The sequence below is a fragment of the Actinomadura opuntiae genome (genome assembly GCF_030283205.1).
In the GTDB taxonomy this organism is placed as follows: Bacteria; Actinomycetota; Actinomycetes; order Streptosporangiales; family Streptosporangiaceae; genus Spirillospora.
On the sequence record NZ_JASNWF010000012.1, the window covers coordinates 116153 to 134419 of the forward strand.

Annotated in this window: 18 protein-coding genes and 1 pseudogene; 13 read left to right on the forward strand and 6 right to left on the reverse strand. The window is 75.0% G+C overall.

Features of this window, described 5'->3' with window-relative positions; all coding sequences use genetic code 11:
* Positions 1-19 precede the first annotated feature (19 nt).
* Both QP089_RS25905 and QP089_RS25910 read left to right on the forward strand, forming a co-directional pair.
* Positions 20-187, forward strand: a complete 168-nt coding sequence (locus QP089_RS25905; protein WP_089314488.1) for a DUF3117 domain-containing protein — start codon at positions 20-22, stop codon at positions 185-187.
* Between the two features lie 113 nt (positions 188-300).
* A complete protein-coding gene (locus tag QP089_RS25910) occupies positions 301-1761 on the forward strand; it encodes a leucyl aminopeptidase family protein (RefSeq protein ID WP_285914704.1) in 1461 nt (486 codons plus the stop codon).
* 36 nt (positions 1762-1797) lie between these two features.
* On the opposite strand, the gene QP089_RS25915 is transcribed toward QP089_RS25910, so the two are convergent.
* Positions 1798-2445 carry a hypothetical protein gene (locus QP089_RS25915; protein ID WP_285914705.1) on the reverse strand — a complete coding sequence of 216 codons (648 nt, stop codon included), beginning with the start codon at positions 2443-2445 and terminating at the stop codon, positions 1798-1800.
* Positions 2446-2448: 3 nt separating this feature from the next.
* On the reverse strand, positions 2449-3051 hold the full coding sequence (locus QP089_RS25920) for an O-methyltransferase (protein ID WP_285914706.1): 603 nt from the start codon (positions 3049-3051) through the stop codon (positions 2449-2451).
* 254 nt (positions 3052-3305) lie between these two features.
* Between QP089_RS25920 and sigE the strand changes: the two are divergent.
* From sigE to QP089_RS25945, 5 genes and pseudogenes are all read left to right on the forward strand, one after another.
* Positions 3306-3911: pseudogene (gene sigE, locus QP089_RS25925) on the forward strand (RNA polymerase sigma factor SigE); the annotation flags it as partial.
* 297 nt (positions 3912-4208) lie between these two features.
* Positions 4209-4814, forward strand: a complete 606-nt coding sequence (locus QP089_RS25930) for an anti-sigma factor family protein (RefSeq protein WP_285914708.1) — start codon at positions 4209-4211, stop codon at positions 4812-4814.
* A complete protein-coding gene (locus QP089_RS25935; RefSeq protein WP_285914709.1) occupies positions 4811-5926 on the forward strand; it encodes a sigma-E factor regulatory protein RseB domain-containing protein in 1116 nt (371 codons plus the stop codon). Before QP089_RS25930 ends, QP089_RS25935 begins: the two co-directional genes overlap by 4 nt.
* Positions 5927-6061: 135 nt before the next feature.
* A complete protein-coding gene (locus QP089_RS25940) occupies positions 6062-7813 on the forward strand; it encodes a S1C family serine protease (RefSeq protein WP_285914711.1) in 1752 nt (583 codons plus the stop codon).
* A 260-nt stretch (positions 7814-8073) separates the two neighbouring features.
* Positions 8074-8427 (forward strand): sec-independent translocase, encoded by a 354-nt coding sequence (locus QP089_RS25945; RefSeq protein WP_285914713.1) that lies wholly within the window; start codon positions 8074-8076, stop codon positions 8425-8427.
* A 219-nt stretch (positions 8428-8646) separates the two neighbouring features.
* Here the strand turns inward: QP089_RS25945 and QP089_RS25950 are convergent, their stop codons facing one another.
* Positions 8647-9786, reverse strand: coding sequence for an Mrp/NBP35 family ATP-binding protein (locus tag QP089_RS25950; RefSeq protein ID WP_285914715.1), 1140 nt, complete (start codon positions 9784-9786; stop codon positions 8647-8649).
* Positions 9787-9904: 118 nt separating this feature from the next.
* Here QP089_RS25950 and QP089_RS25955 point away from each other — a divergent pair, with 118 nt between their 5' ends.
* On the forward strand, positions 9905-10360 hold the full coding sequence (locus QP089_RS25955; protein WP_285914717.1) for a MarR family winged helix-turn-helix transcriptional regulator: 456 nt from the start codon (positions 9905-9907) through the stop codon (positions 10358-10360).
* Between the two features lie 69 nt (positions 10361-10429).
* Here QP089_RS25955 and QP089_RS25960 read toward each other — a convergent pair whose 3' ends face one another.
* The 3 genes from QP089_RS25960 to QP089_RS25970 form a co-directional block, all read right to left on the reverse strand.
* The gene (locus QP089_RS25960) at positions 10430-10933 is read right to left on the reverse strand and encodes a DUF1003 domain-containing protein (protein WP_285914719.1); all 504 of its coding nucleotides are present in this window, start codon (positions 10931-10933) and stop codon (positions 10430-10432) included.
* Positions 10930-12252 carry a magnesium transporter MgtE N-terminal domain-containing protein gene (locus QP089_RS25965; RefSeq protein ID WP_285914721.1) on the reverse strand — a complete coding sequence of 441 codons (1323 nt, stop codon included), beginning with the start codon at positions 12250-12252 and terminating at the stop codon, positions 10930-10932. Before QP089_RS25965 ends, QP089_RS25960 begins: the two co-directional genes overlap by 4 nt.
* A gap of 117 nt (positions 12253-12369) precedes the next feature.
* The gene (locus QP089_RS25970; protein ID WP_285914723.1) at positions 12370-12786 is read right to left on the reverse strand and encodes a cold-shock protein; all 417 of its coding nucleotides are present in this window, start codon (positions 12784-12786) and stop codon (positions 12370-12372) included.
* Between the two features lie 124 nt (positions 12787-12910).
* On the opposite strand from QP089_RS25970, the gene QP089_RS25975 reads away from it, so the two are divergent.
* The 5 genes from QP089_RS25975 (at position 12911) to QP089_RS25995 (ending at position 18161) form a co-directional block, all read left to right on the forward strand.
* Positions 12911-14149: a sensor histidine kinase gene (locus QP089_RS25975; protein ID WP_285914724.1), complete on the forward strand. Its 1239-nt coding sequence runs from the start codon at positions 12911-12913 to the stop codon at positions 14147-14149.
* A complete protein-coding gene (locus QP089_RS25980) occupies positions 14146-14820 on the forward strand; it encodes a response regulator (RefSeq protein WP_285914725.1) in 675 nt (224 codons plus the stop codon). Before QP089_RS25975 ends, QP089_RS25980 begins: the two co-directional genes overlap by 4 nt.
* 97 nt (positions 14821-14917) lie before the next feature.
* Positions 14918-15844, forward strand: coding sequence for an ABC transporter ATP-binding protein (locus QP089_RS25985; RefSeq protein WP_285914727.1), 927 nt, complete (start codon positions 14918-14920; stop codon positions 15842-15844).
* On the forward strand, positions 15841-17370 hold the full coding sequence (locus QP089_RS25990; RefSeq protein ID WP_285914729.1) for a DUF1349 domain-containing protein: 1530 nt from the start codon (positions 15841-15843) through the stop codon (positions 17368-17370). Before QP089_RS25985 ends, QP089_RS25990 begins: the two co-directional genes overlap by 4 nt.
* A complete protein-coding gene (locus QP089_RS25995; protein ID WP_285914730.1) occupies positions 17367-18161 on the forward strand; it encodes an ABC transporter permease in 795 nt (264 codons plus the stop codon). Before QP089_RS25990 ends, QP089_RS25995 begins: the two co-directional genes overlap by 4 nt.
* Positions 18162-18267: the final 106 nt, after the last annotated feature.

Genomic DNA, 18267 nt, shown 5'->3' on the forward strand with positions numbered 1-18267 from the left:
GCAGGAAGGGGATGCACGCATGGCGGCGATGAAGCCGCGGACGGGAGACGGTCCGCTCGAAGTGACCAAGGAGGGGCGCGGAATCGTCATGCGTGTCCCGCTCGAAGGCGGCGGCCGCCTGGTGGTCGAGCTCTCCGCCGACGAGGCCAAGGAGCTGGGCGAGGCCATCAAGGGCGTCGTGGGCTGACGGCTCGGCCGCTCCCGGCCTTCGGGCGAGGGTCCCGGCGCGCCCGCCGGGACCGTCGCCCTTCCCGAACACCAAGACCCGGCACACGCTCAGCTCAGGGGGGACCTGCCGCCATGCCCATCGAGACCCGCGTCCACGGTGCCGCCGGCACCGTCACGGCGACCGCGGCCGACCTCGCGGCGGAGGCGGTGGCGGTCCCCGTCCGGCAGGGCCCGGTGGCCCCGGACGCGGAGGTCGCCGCGTCCCTCCCGTTCACGCTGGACGAGCTGCTGGCCCTGCACAAGGCCAAGGGCGAGCCGGGCGAGATCGTCGCCGCCCCCGTCCGGGTCGGCGACCGGGTCCGCGAGCTGCTGCTGTACGGGGTGGGCGAGGCGTCCCCCGCCGACCTGCGCAGGGCCGGCGCCGCGCTGGCCCGCCGCGGCCGCGGCCGCACCGCCCTCGCCGCGGGCGTCCCCTCCGGCGACCTCGCCGCCTTCGTCGAGGGCGCGCTGCTGGCCTCCTACGAGTTCCGGATCGGCGCCGCCGCGCCCAAGCGCCCGCTCGGCACCCTGGCCGTGCTGACCGAGGCCGGGCCCGAGGCGGACGCGCCCGCGATCGAGCGGGGCACCGCGCGGGCCCGCGCCACCGCCCTCGCCCGCGACCTCGCCAACACCCCGTCCGGCGAGAAGGACCCCTCGTGGCTGGCCGCGCAGGCCGAGCGGGTCGCCGCCGAGACCGGCCTGACCGCCCGCGTCCGGGGCGAGAAGGAGCTGGTCGAAGGCGGTTTCGGCGGGCTGCTCGCGGTCGGCTCCGGCTCGGTGCGCCCGCCCCGGCTGATCGAGCTGGCCTACACCCCGGAAGGGACGCCCGACCGGCACGTCGTGCTCGTCGGCAAGGGCATCACCTTCGACAGCGGGGGCCTGTCGCTCAAGCCGAACGACGGCATGAAGACCATGAAGACCGACATGGCCGGCGGCGGCGTCGTCATCGCCGTGATGAGCGCGCTGCGCGGCCTCGGCGTCCGCGCCCGCGTCACCGGCCTGATCGCCGCCGCCGAGAACATGCCGTCCGGCTCCTCGATGCGGCCCGGCGACGTCATCGCCCACTACGGCGGCCGGACGTCGGAGGTGCTGAACACCGACGCCGAAGGGCGGCTCGTCCTCGCCGACGCGCTCGCCTACGCCGACGCCGAACTCGACCCCGACACCGTCGTGGACGTCGCGACCCTCACCGGCGCCGCCAAGGTCGCGCTGGGCCTGCGGTACGGCGCGCTGTTCGCCAACGACGACGCCCTCGCCGCCTCCCTGACCGCCGCCGGTGCCGCGGCGGGCGAGCCGCTGTGGCGGCTGCCGCTCGTCGACGACTACCGCGCGGCGATCGACTCCGACGTCGCCGACGTCGCCAACATGGGCCGCGGCGGCTTCAACGGCGGCGCCATCGCGGCCGCCCTGTTCCTGCGCGAGTTCGTCGGCGACCGCACCTGGGCCCACCTGGACGTCGCCGGACCGGGCCGCGCCACCGCCGACGACGCCGAGATCACCCGCGGCGCCACCGGCTACGGCACCCGCCTCCTGCTCGACTGGCTCGCCGCCTGACCGCCGCCTACGCCGCCTACGCCGCCTGAGCGCCGCCTACTTCGTGCGGCGGTCGATGACGGGGACGCGGCGGCGGCGCCGGGCCTCCTTGACGATCCTCGGGAGCTGGGCGTCCCAGCCGGGGCCGACCGCGAAGCACCACGGCACGGCCGCCGCCGTCGCCGGGACGTCCCGCATCGTCAGCGCCACCAGGACGGGCCGGTCGGACGTGCGGGCCATCTCCGCCAGCTCCGGCGTCGGCAGGAACACCACGTAGTCCTGCTCGCCGCGGCGGGTGCCGGGGACGCCGCGGCGCAACGCCGTGATCGCCGCGACCTCGTCCCACGGCAGCAGGCGCCCGGACCGGCGCGGCAGCGGCCAGCGCGCCGGCCGCCGCACCCCCGAGGCGTCCAGCTCCAGGACGGGGCGGCGCGCCGCCAGCCCGCCGAGCGAGGCTGCCAGGCCCGCGCCGAACAGCAGGAAACCGGCGACGCCGATCACCATGAACGCGGCGCTGCCGACGCCCGCGCCGCGGATCACGCCGCCCGCGACGAACCCGATCGACGCCACGAACAGGATGAGGAAGGCGGTGAGCCGCCAGACCGCCCGCCACGTCACGCGGTCGCGCACCGCGAACACCTCGGCGGGCACGTCCGGCTCGGCGGTGTCACCGGCCGCGTTCCGCTGGCGCTCCACTCCGGTCACCGGTCAGTCGCGCTTCACCGCGCACAGCAGGCCGTCGCCCACCGGCACCAGCAGCGGGACGAGCCGCTCGTCCTCGCGGATCGCCCGGTGCACCTCGCGGATCGCCTCGGTCTCCGGATCGCGGACGTCCGGGTCGGCGACGCGGTCGTGCCACAGCGCGTTGTCGAACGCGACGACGCCGCCCGGCCGCAGCAGCCGCAGCGCCGCCGACAGGTACTCGGGGTACTCGTGCTTGGCCGCGTCGCAGAAGACCATGTCGTAGCCGCCGTCGGTGAGCCGCGGCAGCACCTCCAGCGCCGGACCGATGATCATCCGGGTGCGGAACGCGGCGAGCCCCGCCTCGCGGTAGGCGAGCTTGGCCAGCCGCTGGTGCTCGGGCTCGATGTCGACGCTCGTCAGCACCGCGTCCTTCGGCATCCCGCGCATGAGGTACACGCCGGACACCCCGCAGCCCGAGCCGACCTCGACGACGTTGCGGGCGCCCAGCAGGGTCGCCAGGAAGCGCAGCGCCGCACCGCCCGCCGGCCCGATCGGGGTCGCGCCGATCTCGTGGCCGCGCCGCCGGGCCTCCAGCAATGGCTCGTCTTCGGGGAGGAAATCCTCCACGTAGGCCAGGGTGGCCTGAATGGCGTCGATGGCTGCCTCCTCGCGGGACCCCCGCCTGGCTCATGCTGGAAAGACCATATCGCTGACCGGGAACCATCCGGAGTTCCAGCGCGTTGCAGCAGACGTAAGCACCCGCCTCATGGTGGGTGGGGAACACGAGCACCGAACCGGTCCAGAACCGCCCCAGCCCAGGCGAGACCGTGCCGTTCCAAGGCGAAGAGTCTTGGCTCACCAGAGAGGAACAGCCCGGCACCATGGGAGTCGCAGCACTGAGTTTTAGAGGCGCTGTGGGGGTCGGCCCCAGGCAGGGGCTGGGGAGCGCCGCGCGCGAGAACGCCCCCGAGGCCGAATGGGCGCCGCCGTCGTGGGACGAGGTCGTCCGCGAGCACTCGGCGCGGGTGTACCGCCTCGCGTACCGGCTCACCGGCAACCAGCACGACGCGGAGGACCTCACGCAGGAGGTCTTCGTCCGCGTGTTCCGGTCGCTGTCGAACTACACGCCCGGCACGTTCGAGGGCTGGCTGCACCGGATCACCACGAACCTGTTCCTCGACATGGCGCGGCGCCGCCAGCGCATCCGCTTCGAGGGGCTCGCCGACGACGCCGCCGAGCGGCTGCAGGGCCGCGAGCCCACGCCCGCGCAGGCGTTCGAGGACACCAACTTCGACGCCGACGTGCAGGCGGCACTGGACGCGCTGGCGCCCGAGTACCGCGCCGCCGTCGTGCTGTGCGACATCGAGGGCCTGTCCTACGAGGAGATCTCCGCCACCCTGGGCGTCAAGCTCGGCACCGTGCGCAGCCGCATCCACCGGGGGCGGGCGCAGCTGCGGGCCGCGCTGGAGCACCGGGCGCCGACGCGGCGCCGCCCCGGGACGCGCAACGACTGGCAGGCCGCCGAGGCCACCGCCGCGGGGGAGCGGGCCGACGGTGAGATCTCCGCCACCGGCGGCGTGCGGGCGGCCGGCGGCGGAGCCGCCGACCTTCGCGGGGCCGGAGGCGTCCGGCCGCAGCCGGAGGGCGTGTAGCGACGCGCGCGGGGCAGCGGGGCCGCACGCGAGGAACGGAACGAACAGGGGCGTCATGACCAGGCGTAACGAGGGTGTCCATCCGGCGGTCGCCGGGGTGCGCGGGGGGACGTCCCTGCGTGAGGAGGCCGTGTGAGCTGCCTTGGTGAGCGCCTGACCGCTCTGATCGACGACGAACTCGACCCCGGGGAGCGCGACCGCGTGCTCTCCCACCTCGCCGGCTGCGCCGGCTGCCGGGCCGAGGCCGACGACCTGCGCCGGGTCAAGGGGCGGCTGCGCGGCCTGAACGCGATCCCCGCCCCCGACGGCGCCGACGACCTGCCGTCCGGCGACTTCATGGACCGGCTCCGCGCCATGGCCGCCGACCCCGGCCTGACGCCGCCGCAGCCGCCCGCGGCGACGCAGCCGATGCGGCCCGTGCCGCCCGCCCGGCCGCTGCGATCATCCGTCCGCCCCGTGCGGTCCGCCTCGCCCGCGAGGCCCCGCGACAACCGGCCCGGGGCCCGCGCCGGCGCGCTCTCCCGGCACCGCCGCCGCTACCTCGTGGTGGGCGCCGCCACCCTGTTCATCGGGCTCGGCACCGCCTCCTACGCCGCGGGCGGCCGCGAGCAGCCGCCGACCGTCACGCCCGCCTTCGACCGGTTCGCCGTCGAGCACGCGCTGACCACCGGCGACGCGCCCGTCACCGACCCGCTCACCGATCCGGCCAACCAGCTCAAGACCGCCCCGGGGCCGTGACCGCGACCCCCTCGACGGCCTGCCGCCGGGGACGGCGCCGCACCGTCATCGCCGGCGGCCTCGCGGGCGCGCTGGCGCTGGCCTGCGGCCTCGGCGGCGACCCCGCCGCCGCCCGCCGCCCGCGCAGCGACCCCGGAGCCGTGCGCCTGCTGCGCGCCGCCGCCGACGCCGCGCGCCGCGTCCCCTACGAGGGGCGGCGCTTCCTGACGACCTGGAACCGCGACCGGTCCGCCACGTCCCGCGTCGCCGCCGAGCACACCCCCGGCGACGGGGTCCGCTACGGCTCCGGCGGCGCGGAGGGCTACCTGCCCGACGCCTCCGCCGGCGACGCCACCGGGTTCACCGCCCGGACGCTCGCGCTGCTGACCCGCAACTACAGCGTCGTCCGAGGCTCCGACGCGGTCGTCCTCGGCCGCCGCGCGAGCGTCGTGGAGGCCCGCCGCCGGGACGGCACGCCCGCCGGCCGGTTCTGGCTGGACGCCGAGACCGGGCTGCTGCTGCACCGCGAGCTGATCGACGCGACCGGCCGGCCGGTGATCACCAGCGGTTTCACCGAGATCAGCTTCACCGCCCCCGGCGGTGCCCCGCCGCCCGGGAGCCGTTCCCGCGGCTCCGCCGTGGACGCCCCCGCCGACGAGCCGACCAGCGCCAACGCCGCGCCCAACAGCGCCGCCACCGCGCTGCTGGAAGTGCCGCTCGACGCCCGCGCCCTCGACGGCCTGAAGCGCCGCGGCTGGCCCGTCCCGAAGCGGTTGCCCGGCCACCTCACCCTCTACGACGCCCGCCGCGAGGCCGGCGGCGCCGTCCACCTCAGCTACTCCGACGGGCTGGCCTCGGTGTCGGTGTTCGTCCAGCGTGGCGCCCTCGACGCCGCCGCGCTGACCGGCTGGAAGAAGCGCGTCCGGCACGGCCGGACGGTGTTCTGCCGCGAGTCGCTGCGCCGCTGGGCGGTCGCCGCGTCCGGCGGGTACGTCTACACCGTCCTGACCGACGCGCCGCAGAGCACGGCGGAGGCGGTCGCCTTCGACCTGCCGCGCGGCCCCGACCCGTTCTGGACGCGGCTGGTGCGCGGCGCCCGCCGCCTGGCCTCGGCGGCCGACCCGTTCCGATGAGCCCGGCGCCGCGAAGGCCCGCGGACGCCGGACCCGGGGGGCGGTCACGGTGCGTTCTGCCTTACGCTCGCCACATGCCTATCGCGGCACGATGAGCACGGATGATGAGGACCATGCTCGGTAGGAGAGATGGGGATGACGGAAGACAACCGCCGGCCGGGGGACGAGGACGCCGTCCCCGGGCAGGAGCCTGAGCGGCAGGACGCGGCGGCTCCTCCCGAGACGGTGACCGACCAGGAGATCCCCCTGGAGCAGCCGGCGGCGGAGCCCGAGGCCGAGCCCGGACCCGAACCCGAGGGCGCCGACCGCCTCGTGGCGGGCGGCGGGGGAGAGCGGTCCGGCGGGTTCGCCCCGCCGGACGCGCCGCGCGGCGACGCACCGCCGCACGACGACGTGCCCGGCGGCGCCATGGCGCCCCGGGAGGTGCCGCTGCAGGACGCGCCGCCGCGCGACATGCCGCAGCCGCCCCCCGTGCCGATGGACAAGCCGATGGACGGTCCCCAGGACCAGCGCCACCGGCCCGGGTTCGTCCCCTACGACCAGGACCCGCGCGCCGTGCACGGCCAGCCGCCGTACGGGGGCTGGCAGCAGGGACCGCCGCAGGGGCCGCCGCAGGGACCGCCGCCCCCCGGCGGCCGGCCGCCCATGGGCCCGCCGCCTCCCGGGGCGCCGATGGGCCCGCCGCCCGGCGGACCCCGGCCGATGGGGGCGTTCGGGACGCCGATGGGCACCGGCCCGAACTGGGCGCCGGTCCCGGCGCCGCCGTCCTCGTCCGGCCGCGGCCCCGGCCTCGGCCTGCTGGCCGTCGTGGCGCTGATCGTCGCGCTGGTGGCGGGGGCCGTCGGCGCGGGCATCGGGGTGATCGCCACCGACGACGGCGACGACGGCGGCGGCTCGGTCAGCCTCGGCGGGGGCGGCGGCAGCGACACCAAGGTGCAGAGCCGCCCGCCGGACTCCGTCGCGGGCGTGGCGCAGCGGGTGCTGCCCAGCGTGGTGATGATCCGCGTGCAGTCGTCCCAGGGCGAGGTCGGCGGCACCGGCTTCATCGTCAACGGCGGCTACATCGTCACCAACAACCACGTGGTGACCGAGGCCCGCAACGGCGGCCGGATGCAGGTGATCTTCAACGACAAGAAGACGCTGCCCGCCACGGTCAAGGGCTCCGACCCGTCCTCCGACGTCGCGGTGCTGAAGGTCGAGGGGCAGCACTCGCTGCCCGCGCTGGCCCTCGGCGACTCCACCAAGATCGCGGTCGGCGACCCGGTGATCGCGATCGGCTCGCCGCTCGGCCTGCAGGGCTCGGTGACGACCGGCATCGTCAGCTCGCTGAACCGCGCCGTGCCCACCCAGGGCGAGGGCGGCGGCGGCGACTCGTCCTACCTCAACGCGATCCAGACCGACGCCGCGATCAACCCCGGCAACTCCGGCGGCCCGCTGGTGGACGCCAAGGGCCGGGTGATCGGCATCAACACCGCGATCGCCACGCTGGGCGGCCAGTCGCTCGGCGGCGGGGAGCAGAGCGGCAGCATCGGCCTCGGCTTCGCCATCCCGATCAACCAGGGCAGGCGGGTCGCCGAGGAGATCATCAGGACCGGCCAGGTGAAGATGGCCAAGCTCGGCGTGCTGCCGGACCCGCAGTACCAGCAGGGCGGCGCCCGCATCATGCAGCAGGCGGTCCAGGGCCAGGACCCGGTGACCAAGGGCGGCCCGGCCGACAAGGCGGGCCTCAGGCCCGGCGACGTCATCACCAAGGTCGACGACCAGCCGATCGAGGACGCCACCGACCTGATCGCGCAGATCCGCAGCCGCGCCCCCGGCGACCGCATCAAGGTCACCTACCAGCGGGGCGGCAAGGAGAGCACGGTCGAGGTCACGCTGGGCTCGTAGCAACCCCGGCTCAGGGAGGCTCGCCTGGCGGCTCGCCTCCCTGACCGGGCTTGTGCGAGCGCGACCTCGCTTCGCGAGCTTCCCGGTGGGACTCGCCTCCGGCGTCGCCCCACCGGTCAGACGACGCGCTCGCGCGGTGGCCGGGGAAGCGGGGCGAGAATGCGGGCGGACGATGTTAAGGCCGGGTTCATCCCGGCTGGGGATACGCTGGGGGGACCGGTCCGCGCAGGGCCGGTCCCCGGCGGCTTGTGGAGGACGGGTTGTTCGACGTCGGACTCGGTGAGATGGCGGTGCTGGTCGTCCTCGCCCTGGTCATCTTCGGTGACAAGCTCCCCCAGGTGGCCGGGCAGGCCGGCCGGATGCTGCGGCAGTTCCGCCAGATGGCCAACTCGGCCAAGGCCGACCTGCAGGCCGGGCTCGGCCCGGAGTTCAAGGACTTCGACATCGCCGACCTGCACCCGAAGACGTTCGTCCGCAAGCACCTGTTCGAGGACGACGACTCGTTCCTGAACGGCAAGCTCTTCGACGACGACGCACCGTCCTACACGGCCCCGGCCACCACCCCGGCCCTCGACTACGACGAACGCCCCCCGTACGACAACGAGGCTACTTAGCCCAGGGGGGCGACCCCCTGGAACCCCCGTTGCGGTTGTGAGGCTGTTTCCCCGCTCCGCTGGCGCTCCGCGGGGAAACAGCCTCACAACCGTCGGGCGGGCCCGCTCCGCTCGCTGCGCTCGCTCCGCGTGCCCGCCCGTGATGCGGGCTCGGCTTCGACGTTCGCGGGTGGTACGCGAAAGGCCCCGCCGGAGGCGGGGCCTTTCGCTGTTCTGGTCCTAACGGCCCTTCGGGGAGATGCCGAGGGACATGCCGGCTAGGCCGCGGCTGCGGCCGGCGAGCTTGTCGGCTATGGTGCGCAGCTCCTTGGCGGCGCCCGCGTCGGGGTCGCCGAGCACCAGCGGGACGCCGTTGTCGCCGCCCTCGCGCAGCCGCGGGTCGATCTCGACCTGGCCGAGCAGCGGGACCTTGGTGCCGAGGGTGCGGGCCAGGGCGTCGGCGACGGTCTGGCCGCCGCCCTCGCCGAAGATGTACTGCCGCTCGCCGCAGTGCGCGCAGCTGAGGTACGACATGTTCTCGATCACGCCGACGACCTGCTGGTGGGTCTGCGCGGCGATCGCGCCGGCCCGCTCGGCGACCTCGGCGGCGGCCTGCTGCGGGGTGGTGACCACCAGGATCTCCGCGGACGGCAGCAGCTGCGCGACGGAGATCGCGATGTCGCCGGTGCCGGGCGGCAGGTCCATCAGCAGGACGTCCAGGTCGCCCCAGTAGACGTCGGCGAGGAACTGCTGCAGGGCCCGGTGCAGCATCGGACCGCGCCACACCACCGGCTGGTTCCCGGCGGTGAACATGCCGACGGAGATGACCTTCACGTCGTGCGCCGACGGCGGCATGATCATGTCGGCGACCTTGGTGGGGGAGTCGGTGACGCCCAGCATCCGCGGCACCGAGTGCCCGTAGATGTCGGCGTCGACGACGCCGACCTTGCGGCCCTGCGCGGCGAGGGCCGCGGCCAGGTTGACGGTCACCGACGACTTGCCGACGCCGCCCTTGCCGCTGGCCACCGCGTAGACCTTGGTCAGCGAGTTCGGCTTGGCGAACGGGATCTCCTTGGCGGGCTCGCCGCCGCGCAGCTTGGTCTGCAGATCCTTGCGCTGCTCCTCGCTCATCACGTCCAGGTCGACCTGGACGGAGGTGACCCCGTCGAGCTTGGAGACGGCCTCCGTGACGTTCTTGGTGATGGTGTCCCGCATGGGGCATCCGGCAACGGTCAGGTACACGCCGACGCGGACGGTGCCGTCCGCCGCGATGTCGACGCCCTTGACCATGTCGAGCTCGGTGATGGGCTTGCGGATCTCAGGATCGTTCACCGTGGCGAGCGCCGCGGTCACCTGCTCGGTCGTCAACTGGTGGGCCATGCGTCCATGGTATGAACCCGGCGGCGGTATCGGCCAATCGGGTGCCGGACCTCACACGGGCGCGCGACACCCGCCCGGGCCCCTTCGCCCGCGGCCCGCGGCACCGTACGATCGGGGCGTGACACCGCAGTCCAGCACCATGTCGGCCGCCGAGCTGGCGGTGTGGCGCAGCATGCTGCGCGCCCAGGTGCAGATCTCCCGCCGGCTCCAGGCCGACCTGCTCGCCGACCATGATCTCGCGCTGGCCTCCTACGACGTGCTGATGCACCTCGGCGAGGCCCCGGGCGGCCGGCTGCGGATGAACGATCTCGCCGACCGGGTGCTGCTGTCGCGCAGCGGGCTGACCCGGCTGATCGACCGGCTGCAGCGCGACGGCCTGGTCGTCCGGCAGTCCTGCACGAGCGACGCGCGCGGCCTGTACGCGGCGCTGACCCCGGCGGGGCGGGCCCGGCTGGCCGACGCGACCCCCACCTACCGCGAGGGCGTCCGCGAGTACGTGCTGAGCAGGCTGGACGAGCCCGACCTGAGCACCTTCGGCCACATCCTCGACAAACTCGCCGACGAACCGTCGTAGAGAGCCGCGCTCGCCCGGTCGCGGTCAGGGGCCGAGCCGCCAGGCGAGGCCCCTGGGCCGGGGTCGAAATCAGGAAGGCCGGGACTGCGGGAATGCGGGGTGCTGGTCCTTGGCGTCCAGTTCCCGCAGCATCTGCTGGAGCTCCGAGCGCAGGAAGTCGCGGGTGGCGACCTCGCTCAGCGCGACCCGCAGCCCGGCGATCTCCCGGGTGATGTACTCGGTGTCGGCGATGGTCCGCTCGTTGCGGGCGCGGTCCTGCTCGTACTGGACGCGGTCGCGGTCGTCCTGCCGGTTCTGCGCGAGCAGGATCAGCGGCGCCGCGTAGGACGCCTGCAGCGAAAGGATCAGCGTCAGGAAGATGAACGGGTAGGGGTCCCAGCGCAGGACGTGCGGGGCGAGGAAGTTCCAGCCGATCCAGATGACGATGAACCCCGTCATGTAGACCAGGAACCGGGCGGTCCCGAGGAACCGGGCGATCCGCTCCGACAGCCGGCCGAACGACTCGGGGTCGTAGTGGGGCCGCGGCACGATCGTGCGGCGGATCTCGCGCGGCTGGTCCAGACGTGTGGTCATCTCGCCCCCTCTGCGCCCCTCAGCGCCTCTTCCTCCGGATCCGCGGCCGCCTCGGCGGCGGCGTCCATGGCGGCCTCCCGCCAGTCCTCGGGCAGCAGGTGGTCCAGGACGTCGTCGATGGTCACCGCGCCGAGCAGGTGCCCGTTCTCGTCCACCACGGGCGCGGCGACCAGGTTGTAGGTGGCCAGGATCATCGCGACGGCCTCCAGCGTCATGGTGGGCCGCAGCGGGTCGAGCTCGGTGTCGACGATCCCGCTGACCAGCGTGGGCGGCGGTTCGCGCAGCAGCTTCTGGAAGTGCACGGTGCCGAGGTAGCGGCCGGTGGGCGTCGCGGTCGGCGGCCGGCACACGTACACCTGCGCGGCCAGCGCCGGGTTCAGGTCGGGCTGGCGGATCTGCGCGAGCGCCTCGGCGACGGTCGCGTCCGGCGGGACGATCACCGGTTCGGTGGTCATCAGCCCGCCCGCGGAGTGGTCCTCGTAGGTCAGCAGCCGCCGGACGGGCGCGGCCTCCTGCGGCTCCATCAGCGTCAGCAGCTGCTCGCGCTGCTCGGTGGGCAGCTCGCCGAGCAGGTCGGCGGCGTCGTCGGGGCCCATCGCCTCCAGCACGTCGGCGGCGCGGTCGGCCTCCAGCTTGCCGAGGATCTCGATCTGGTCGTCCTCGGGCAGCTCCTCCAGGACGTCGGCGAGCCGCTCGTCGTCGAGGGCCGCCGCGACCTCGGTGCGCCGCTTGGCGGGCAGCTCGTGCACGATGTTGGCCAGGTCGGCGGCCTTCATCTGGCCGAACGCGGCGATCAGCCCGGCGGCGCCCTGGCCGTGCTCGACGGCGGAGAAGCCCTCGACGTGGTCCCAGTCGACGACGAGGCTCTCGCCCCGGCGGCGCAGCCCGCCGCCGCGGCGCAGCCCGCGCCCGCCGCGGCGGACGGCGACCTTGCTGACCAGCCAGTCGCGGGTGCGGGTCGGCTCCATCGCCACGTCCACCACCGAGACCGGTTCGCCGGACTCGCGGAACCGGATGGTGCGGTCGAGCATCTCGGCGATGACGAGGGTCTCGGACTCGCGCTTGCTGAACCGCCGCATGTTCAGCCGGCCGTCGAAGATGACCGCGTCCGCCTCGATCACCTGCACCCGGGTGATCGGCAGGAACACCGGGCGGCGCGGGCCGACCTCGACCACCAGGCCGAGCACCCGCGGCGGCCGGGGGGCCAGGCGCAGCGCCACCACCACGTCGCGGACCCGGCCGACCTGGTCGCCGGCCGGGTCGAACACCGCGATCCCGGCGAGCCGCGCGATGAACACGCGCGTCGGAGCTCCGCTCATGGGCCTGACACTACCCATGATCTACCAGCCGATTCGGCGCGGGAGCCGCGTCGCGCGGGTGACGGCCGGGTGAACGCGCGGGTCAGCGCGCCGCGGCGGCGCGGCGCCCGCGCGCGATCACGCCTCGACCCAGCCGTGCTTCTTGGCGAAGCCGAGGAAGCCCTCGCGGATGCTGACGATCTGCCGGCCGGTCAGGTCGGGCGTGCTCGACAGCAGCAGCTCGGTGATGTCCTCGCGCAGCTCGGCCGGCTCGAGGACGTCGCACAGCCCCTCGTCCAGCAGCTGCGAGGACGACGACGACTGCCGCGGCGGCGCCGAGGAGGAGGACGCCCGCGACAGGATGCGGACGCCGAACGCCTTCGGGCCCCGCTCGCTGTCGACCGTCTCGAACTCGACCGTCGCGCCGGGCGTCAGGCCCGACTTGTCGTCCAGCACCTCGTTGGCGTGGACGAACACGTCGTCGCCGCCGCCGTCGGGGACGATGAACCCGTAGCCCCGCACCCCGTCGAACCGCAGAACTCGTCCGGTACGCACCAGAACCGACCAACTCTCCACACCGCGAAACGCGAACCAGGAATACCTGTCCCCAAAATAGCGCGCCGACCCGTCCGAGCACGGGAAGCGCCGCGTTCCCGCACGGCTGCTGCATAATGCGCCTGTGAACCGAGTGGCCCCCCGGCTCGGGGGACGGGTACCGCGGATCGCCGGGTGCCCGTTGTCGGCGGCGGCCTGCCTCGGCGTCGCGGCGCTCGCCGAAGCGGCCGCGGGCCTGGTGCGCGAGCGGGGGCCCGTCGTGCGGCTGGCGGTCGACATGTCCGGTGCGCGGGACGGCCATGGCGGCGTGCGGGTCCATTTCGTTGCGCTGGTTGTGCTGCTGTGCTTGTGCGCGACGCTGCCGGTCGCGTTGCCGCGCCCGGCGATGGCGGTGCTCGCCGTGACGGCCGCCGACGTGGTCCTGCTCGGCTTCCTGCACAGCGCGACCGTCGCGGGCCTGATCGCGCAACTGGCCGCCGCCTACCGCGCCGGGCGGCACGGCGCGCACCTCGCCGCGCTGGCCGCCTGCCCGCCGTTCGCGGTGCTGGCGCTCGCGGGGCCCGAGGCGGCGCCGTTCCAGGTCCGGGCCGTGCTGCTCGCCTCGCTGGTGCCCGCCGCGGCGTTGGCCGGGGCGGCCCTGCGGGCGCGCGCCGAGGCGCGGGAGAGCACCGCCGCCCGGCGGGTGATGGCCGGGACGCTGCTGGAGAACTCCGCGCGCGGCGAGCGCGCCCGCATCGCCCGCGAGCTGCACGACGTCGTCGCGCACCACATCTCCATGATCGCCGTGCAGGCCGAGACGGCGCGGCTCGCCACCCCCGGCATGCCGGACGCGGGGGCGAAGCGGCTGCTGGACATCGGCGACACGGCGCGGGCCGCGCTGACCGAGATGCGGCGGCTGCTCGGCGTGCTGCGCGAGGACACCCGGCGCCCGGAGGCGCGGGCGCCGCAGCCGGGGCTCGTGGAGGTCCTCGACCTGCTCGACGAGGCCCGGGACGTCTCCGGCACGGCGGCCCGGCTGATCGTGAGCGGGCCGCCGGACCCGCTCGACCCCGGCGTCGAGCTGGCCGCGTACCGGATCGTCCAGGAGTCGCTGACCAACGCCCGCCGGCACGCGCCCGGCGCCGCCGTCGACGTCGAGCTGCACTACACCGGCGACGCGCTGCGGGTGCGGGTCCGCGACAACGGGCCCGGCGGCCCCGCCGCGCCCGCGTCCGGCGGGCACGGGCTGCTCGGCATGCGCGAGCGCGCCGCGGCGGTCGGCGGCGAGGTCCGCGCCGGCCCGGCGGCGGGCGGCGGCTACCTCGTCGAGGCGGACCTGCCGACCCGGGCGGCCCGGCCCGCCGCGTCCGAAGGAGCACGATGAGCAAGCCGATCAGCATCGTCGTCGCCGACGACCATCCGGTGGTCCGCACCGGCTTCGCGACGCTGCTGGACGCCCAGCCCGGCTTCACCGTCGCCGGGACGGCCGAGGACGGCGCCGAGGCGGTGCGGGTCTGCGCCGAGCTGTCCCCGGACGTGGTGCTGATGGACGTCCGGATGCCCGGGGTCGACGGCATCGAGGCGACCCGGCGGCTCGTCGCGTCCGGCGCGGACCGGCCGCGGGTGCTGATCCTCACCACGTTCGACCTGGACGAGTACGTCTACGACGCGCTGCGCGCCGGGGCCAGCGGGTTCCTGCTCAAGGACGTCACCGCCGAGCGGCTCTTCGACGCCGTCCGGGTCGTCGCGGACGGGGACGCGCTGCTCGCCCCGGCCGTCACCCGCCGCCTCATCGACGAGTTCGCGCTGCTCAAGCCCCGCTCGGCGAGCCTGGCCGCGGACAGGCTGGACGTGCTGACCCCGCGCGAGAGGCAGGTGCTGCGGCTCGTCGCGGACGGCCTGTCCAACGCCGAGGTCGCCGCCCGCCTGGTCGTCACCGAGGAGACGGTGAAGACGCACGTCAGCCGCATCCTCACCAAGCTCGCGCTGCGCGACCGCACCCAAGCCGTGATCACCGCCTACGAAACCGGCCTCGTCATCCCCGGATCCAAGTAATAGCTCTCAGGGGGGAGGTGGGGGTCGCTGGTTGGGGGGACGGGGATCGCTCGGTGCCGTGACGACCGGGCGGGCGTCCGCTTTCTACGCTTCGGGCATGGAAGCGACCATCGAAGTCGACGGCCTGCGCAAGCGCTTCGGCCGCGCCCTCGCGCTGGACGGCATGTCGTTCGCCGTCCGGCCCGGGGAGGTCACCGGGTTCGTCGGGCCGAACGGGGCGGGCAAGTCCACCACGATGCGGGTGATCCTCGGCCTGGACGCGCCCGACGGGGGCCGCGCGCTGGTCGGCGGGCGGCCGTACCGGAGCCTGCGCGACCCGCTGCGCCACCTCGGCGCGCTGCTGGACGCCGCCGCGCTGCAGCCGAGCCGGACCGCCCGCAACCACCTGCTGTGGCTGGCGCACTCGCAGGGCCTCGGCGCCGCCCGCGTCGACGAGGTGATCGGCCGGGTCGGGCTGGAGGGGGTGGCGCGGCGCAGGGCGGGCGGCTTCTCGCTCGGCATGCGGCAGCGGCTCGGGATCGCGGCGGCGCTGCTGGCCGACCCGCCGATCCTCATGCTGGACGAGCCGTTCAACGGCCTCGACCCGGACGGGATCCGGTGGATGCGCGGGTTCCTGGTGGCGCTGGCCGCCGAGGGCCGCGCGATCCTGGTGTCCAGCCACCTGATGAGCGAGTTGCAGGACACCGCGGACCACCTGGTCGTCGCGGGACGCGGCCGGGTCGTCGCGGACGCGAGCGTCGCCGACCTGCTGGCGGCGGCGTCGCGCGGCCGGGTCGGGGTCCGCACGTCCGACCGCGCGCGGGCGATGACGGTGCTGGCGAACGCGGGCGCCACCGTGACGGTCGACGGCGCCGACACCCTCACCGTCTCAGGGCTGCCCGGCGAGAGGATCGTCGCGCTGCTGGGCGGCGCCTCGGTGCCGTTCTCCGAGGTCGCCGCGCACCGCGCGACGCTCGAAGAGGCGTACATGGAGCTGACCCGCGACGCGGTCGAGTTCGGCACCGCCGCGCAGGCGGCGTCGTGACCGCGGTCCTGCCGCCGCGGGCGGACGAGCGGCGCGCCCGCGGCGGTTTCGTGCGGCTGCTGCGCGCCGAGTGGACGAAGTTCCGGACCGTCCGGGGCTGGGTGATCGGCATGGTCGTCGCCGCCGTCGTCACCGTGCTGATCGGGTTGTTCGGCACGGCCGGTCCCACGCTGGGCCATCCGCCGGACGCGATCCCGACGGGGCCGGACGGGCAGGCGGTGAACGACAGCTTCTACTTCGTGCACCGGACGCTCCAGGGCGACGGCTCGATCACGGTCCCGGTGACCTCGCTGACCGGCATCATCAGCATGGGCCCGGACGAGCGGCGCGGCGTCGAGCCGTGGGCGAAGGCCGGAATCATCGTCAAGGACGGCCTGCGGCCCGGCTCGCACTATGCGGCGATCATGGTGACCGGCGGCCACGGCGTCCGGATGCAGCACGACTACGTGCACGACACCGCCGCCCCGGACGCGGTCGCGTCCGCGCGGTGGCTGCGGCTCGTCCGGTCCGGCGACACCGTCACCGGTTTCGGCTCCGCCGACGGGACGCATTGGACGCGGGTGGGCTCCGCCCGGCTGCCCGGCCTGGCGTCGATGGCGCAGGTCGGCCCGTTCGTCGCGTCCCCCATGGACATCAAGGCGACCGCGCATGGCGCGGCCTTCGACCCCGCCGTCGCGACGGCGACGTTCGGGACGGTCGCCCTCTCCGGACGGTGGACGCCCGGTGCCTGGAAGGGCGAGCAGGTGAGAGGCGCCGGAACGTCCGGCAGCTACACCGACACGGTCCATGGCGGCTTCACCGAGACGGGCGCGGGGCTGACGGTGACCGGTGCCGGCGACATCGCCCCGGTCGTCGGCGGCCCCGCCCTCGGCACCGGCTACACCCTGGAGAACCTGCTCGTCGGCGCGTTCGCCGGGATCCTCGTGGCGGCCGTCATCGGGGCGCTGTTCCTCTCCGCTGAGCACCGGCGCGGGCTGATCCGCATCACCTTCGCCGCGAGCCCCCGGCGCGGCCGGGTGCTGGCCGCGAAAGCTCTGGTCATCGGCTCGGTCGCGTTCGCGACGGGCCTGGCCGCCGCCGCGGTCACCGTCCCGCTGGCGACCGCGCGGGCGCGCGGGCACGGCTTCTTCATCCTGCCGACGCCCGCGTGGACGGAGGTGCGCGTCGTGGCCGGCACCGCGCTGCTGTTCGCGGTCGCGGCCGTCTTCGCTCTCGCCGTCGCCGCCGTGATCCGGCGCGGCGCGGCGGCCGTCACGATCATCGTCGCGGTGCTGGTCCTGCCCTACGTTCTGGCCACGGGCGGGCTGCTGCCGGACGGGCCGTCCGCGTGGCTGCTGCGGGTCACCCCGGCCGCCGGCTTCGCGATCCAGCAGACCGTCGTCCGGTATCCGCAGGTCGACACGCTCTACACGCCGTCCGCGGGCTATTTCCCGCTGCCGTCGTGGGCGGGCTTCGCCGTCCTGTGCGCTTACACCGCCGTGGCCCTGGCGGCCGCCTCGCACCTGCTCCGCCGGAGGGACGCATGACACCCGCACTTCCCTTCGCGCGGGCGCTGCACGCGGAGTGGACGAAGTTCCGCACCGAGGCCGGTCCCGTCTGGCTGCTGTTCGCCGCGATCGTCTCGACGGTCGCGATCAGCGCGGGGGTGGACGGCTCGTCGCACTGCGCGCCGCCCGACTGCGCGCCGGACGCCACCCGGCTCAGCCTGACCGGGGTGATGCTCGGGCAGGCCGCCGTCGCGATCCTCGCGGTGCTGGCCATCGGCAACGAGTACGGCACCGGGATGATCCGGACGACGTTCACCGCGATCCCGCGCCGTGCCACCGTCCTCGCCGCGAAGGCCGCCGTGCTCACCGGCACCGTCCTGGCGGCCGGGGCGGCCGCGGTCCTCGCGTCCCTGGGGGCCGGACGGCTCGTCCTGCCCGGCCGGGGGTTCACCGGCGCGCACGGCCATCCGCCGATCTCGCTCGCGGACGGCCCGACGCTGCGCGCCGCCGCGGGCTCCGTCCTCTACCTGGTGCTGATCGCGCTGCTCGCCCTGGGGGTGGCGACGGCCGTCCGGGATTCCGCCGCCGCCGTCGGCACCGTCCTCGGCCTGTTGTACCTCTTCCCGATCGTCATCCACGTGATCGGCGACCCGGACTGGCAGCGCCGCCTGGAGAAGATCGCGCCGATGCCCGCCGGGCTGGCCGTCCAGGCCACCACCGGCCTGTCCGGCCTGCCCATATCGCCGTGGCGGGGGCTCGGGGTGCTGGCCGTCTGGGCCGCCGGCGCCCTCCTGGCCGCGATCGTCCTGCTCCGCGCCCGCGACGCCTGACGGGCCGGCAGGCGGTCTGATCAGCGGCGCGGACCCGGGGTGTGCACCGGTCCAAAGTGTCCGGAGGGTGACATTGTCAATGCGGTCACTAGGCGCGGGGGAGAAC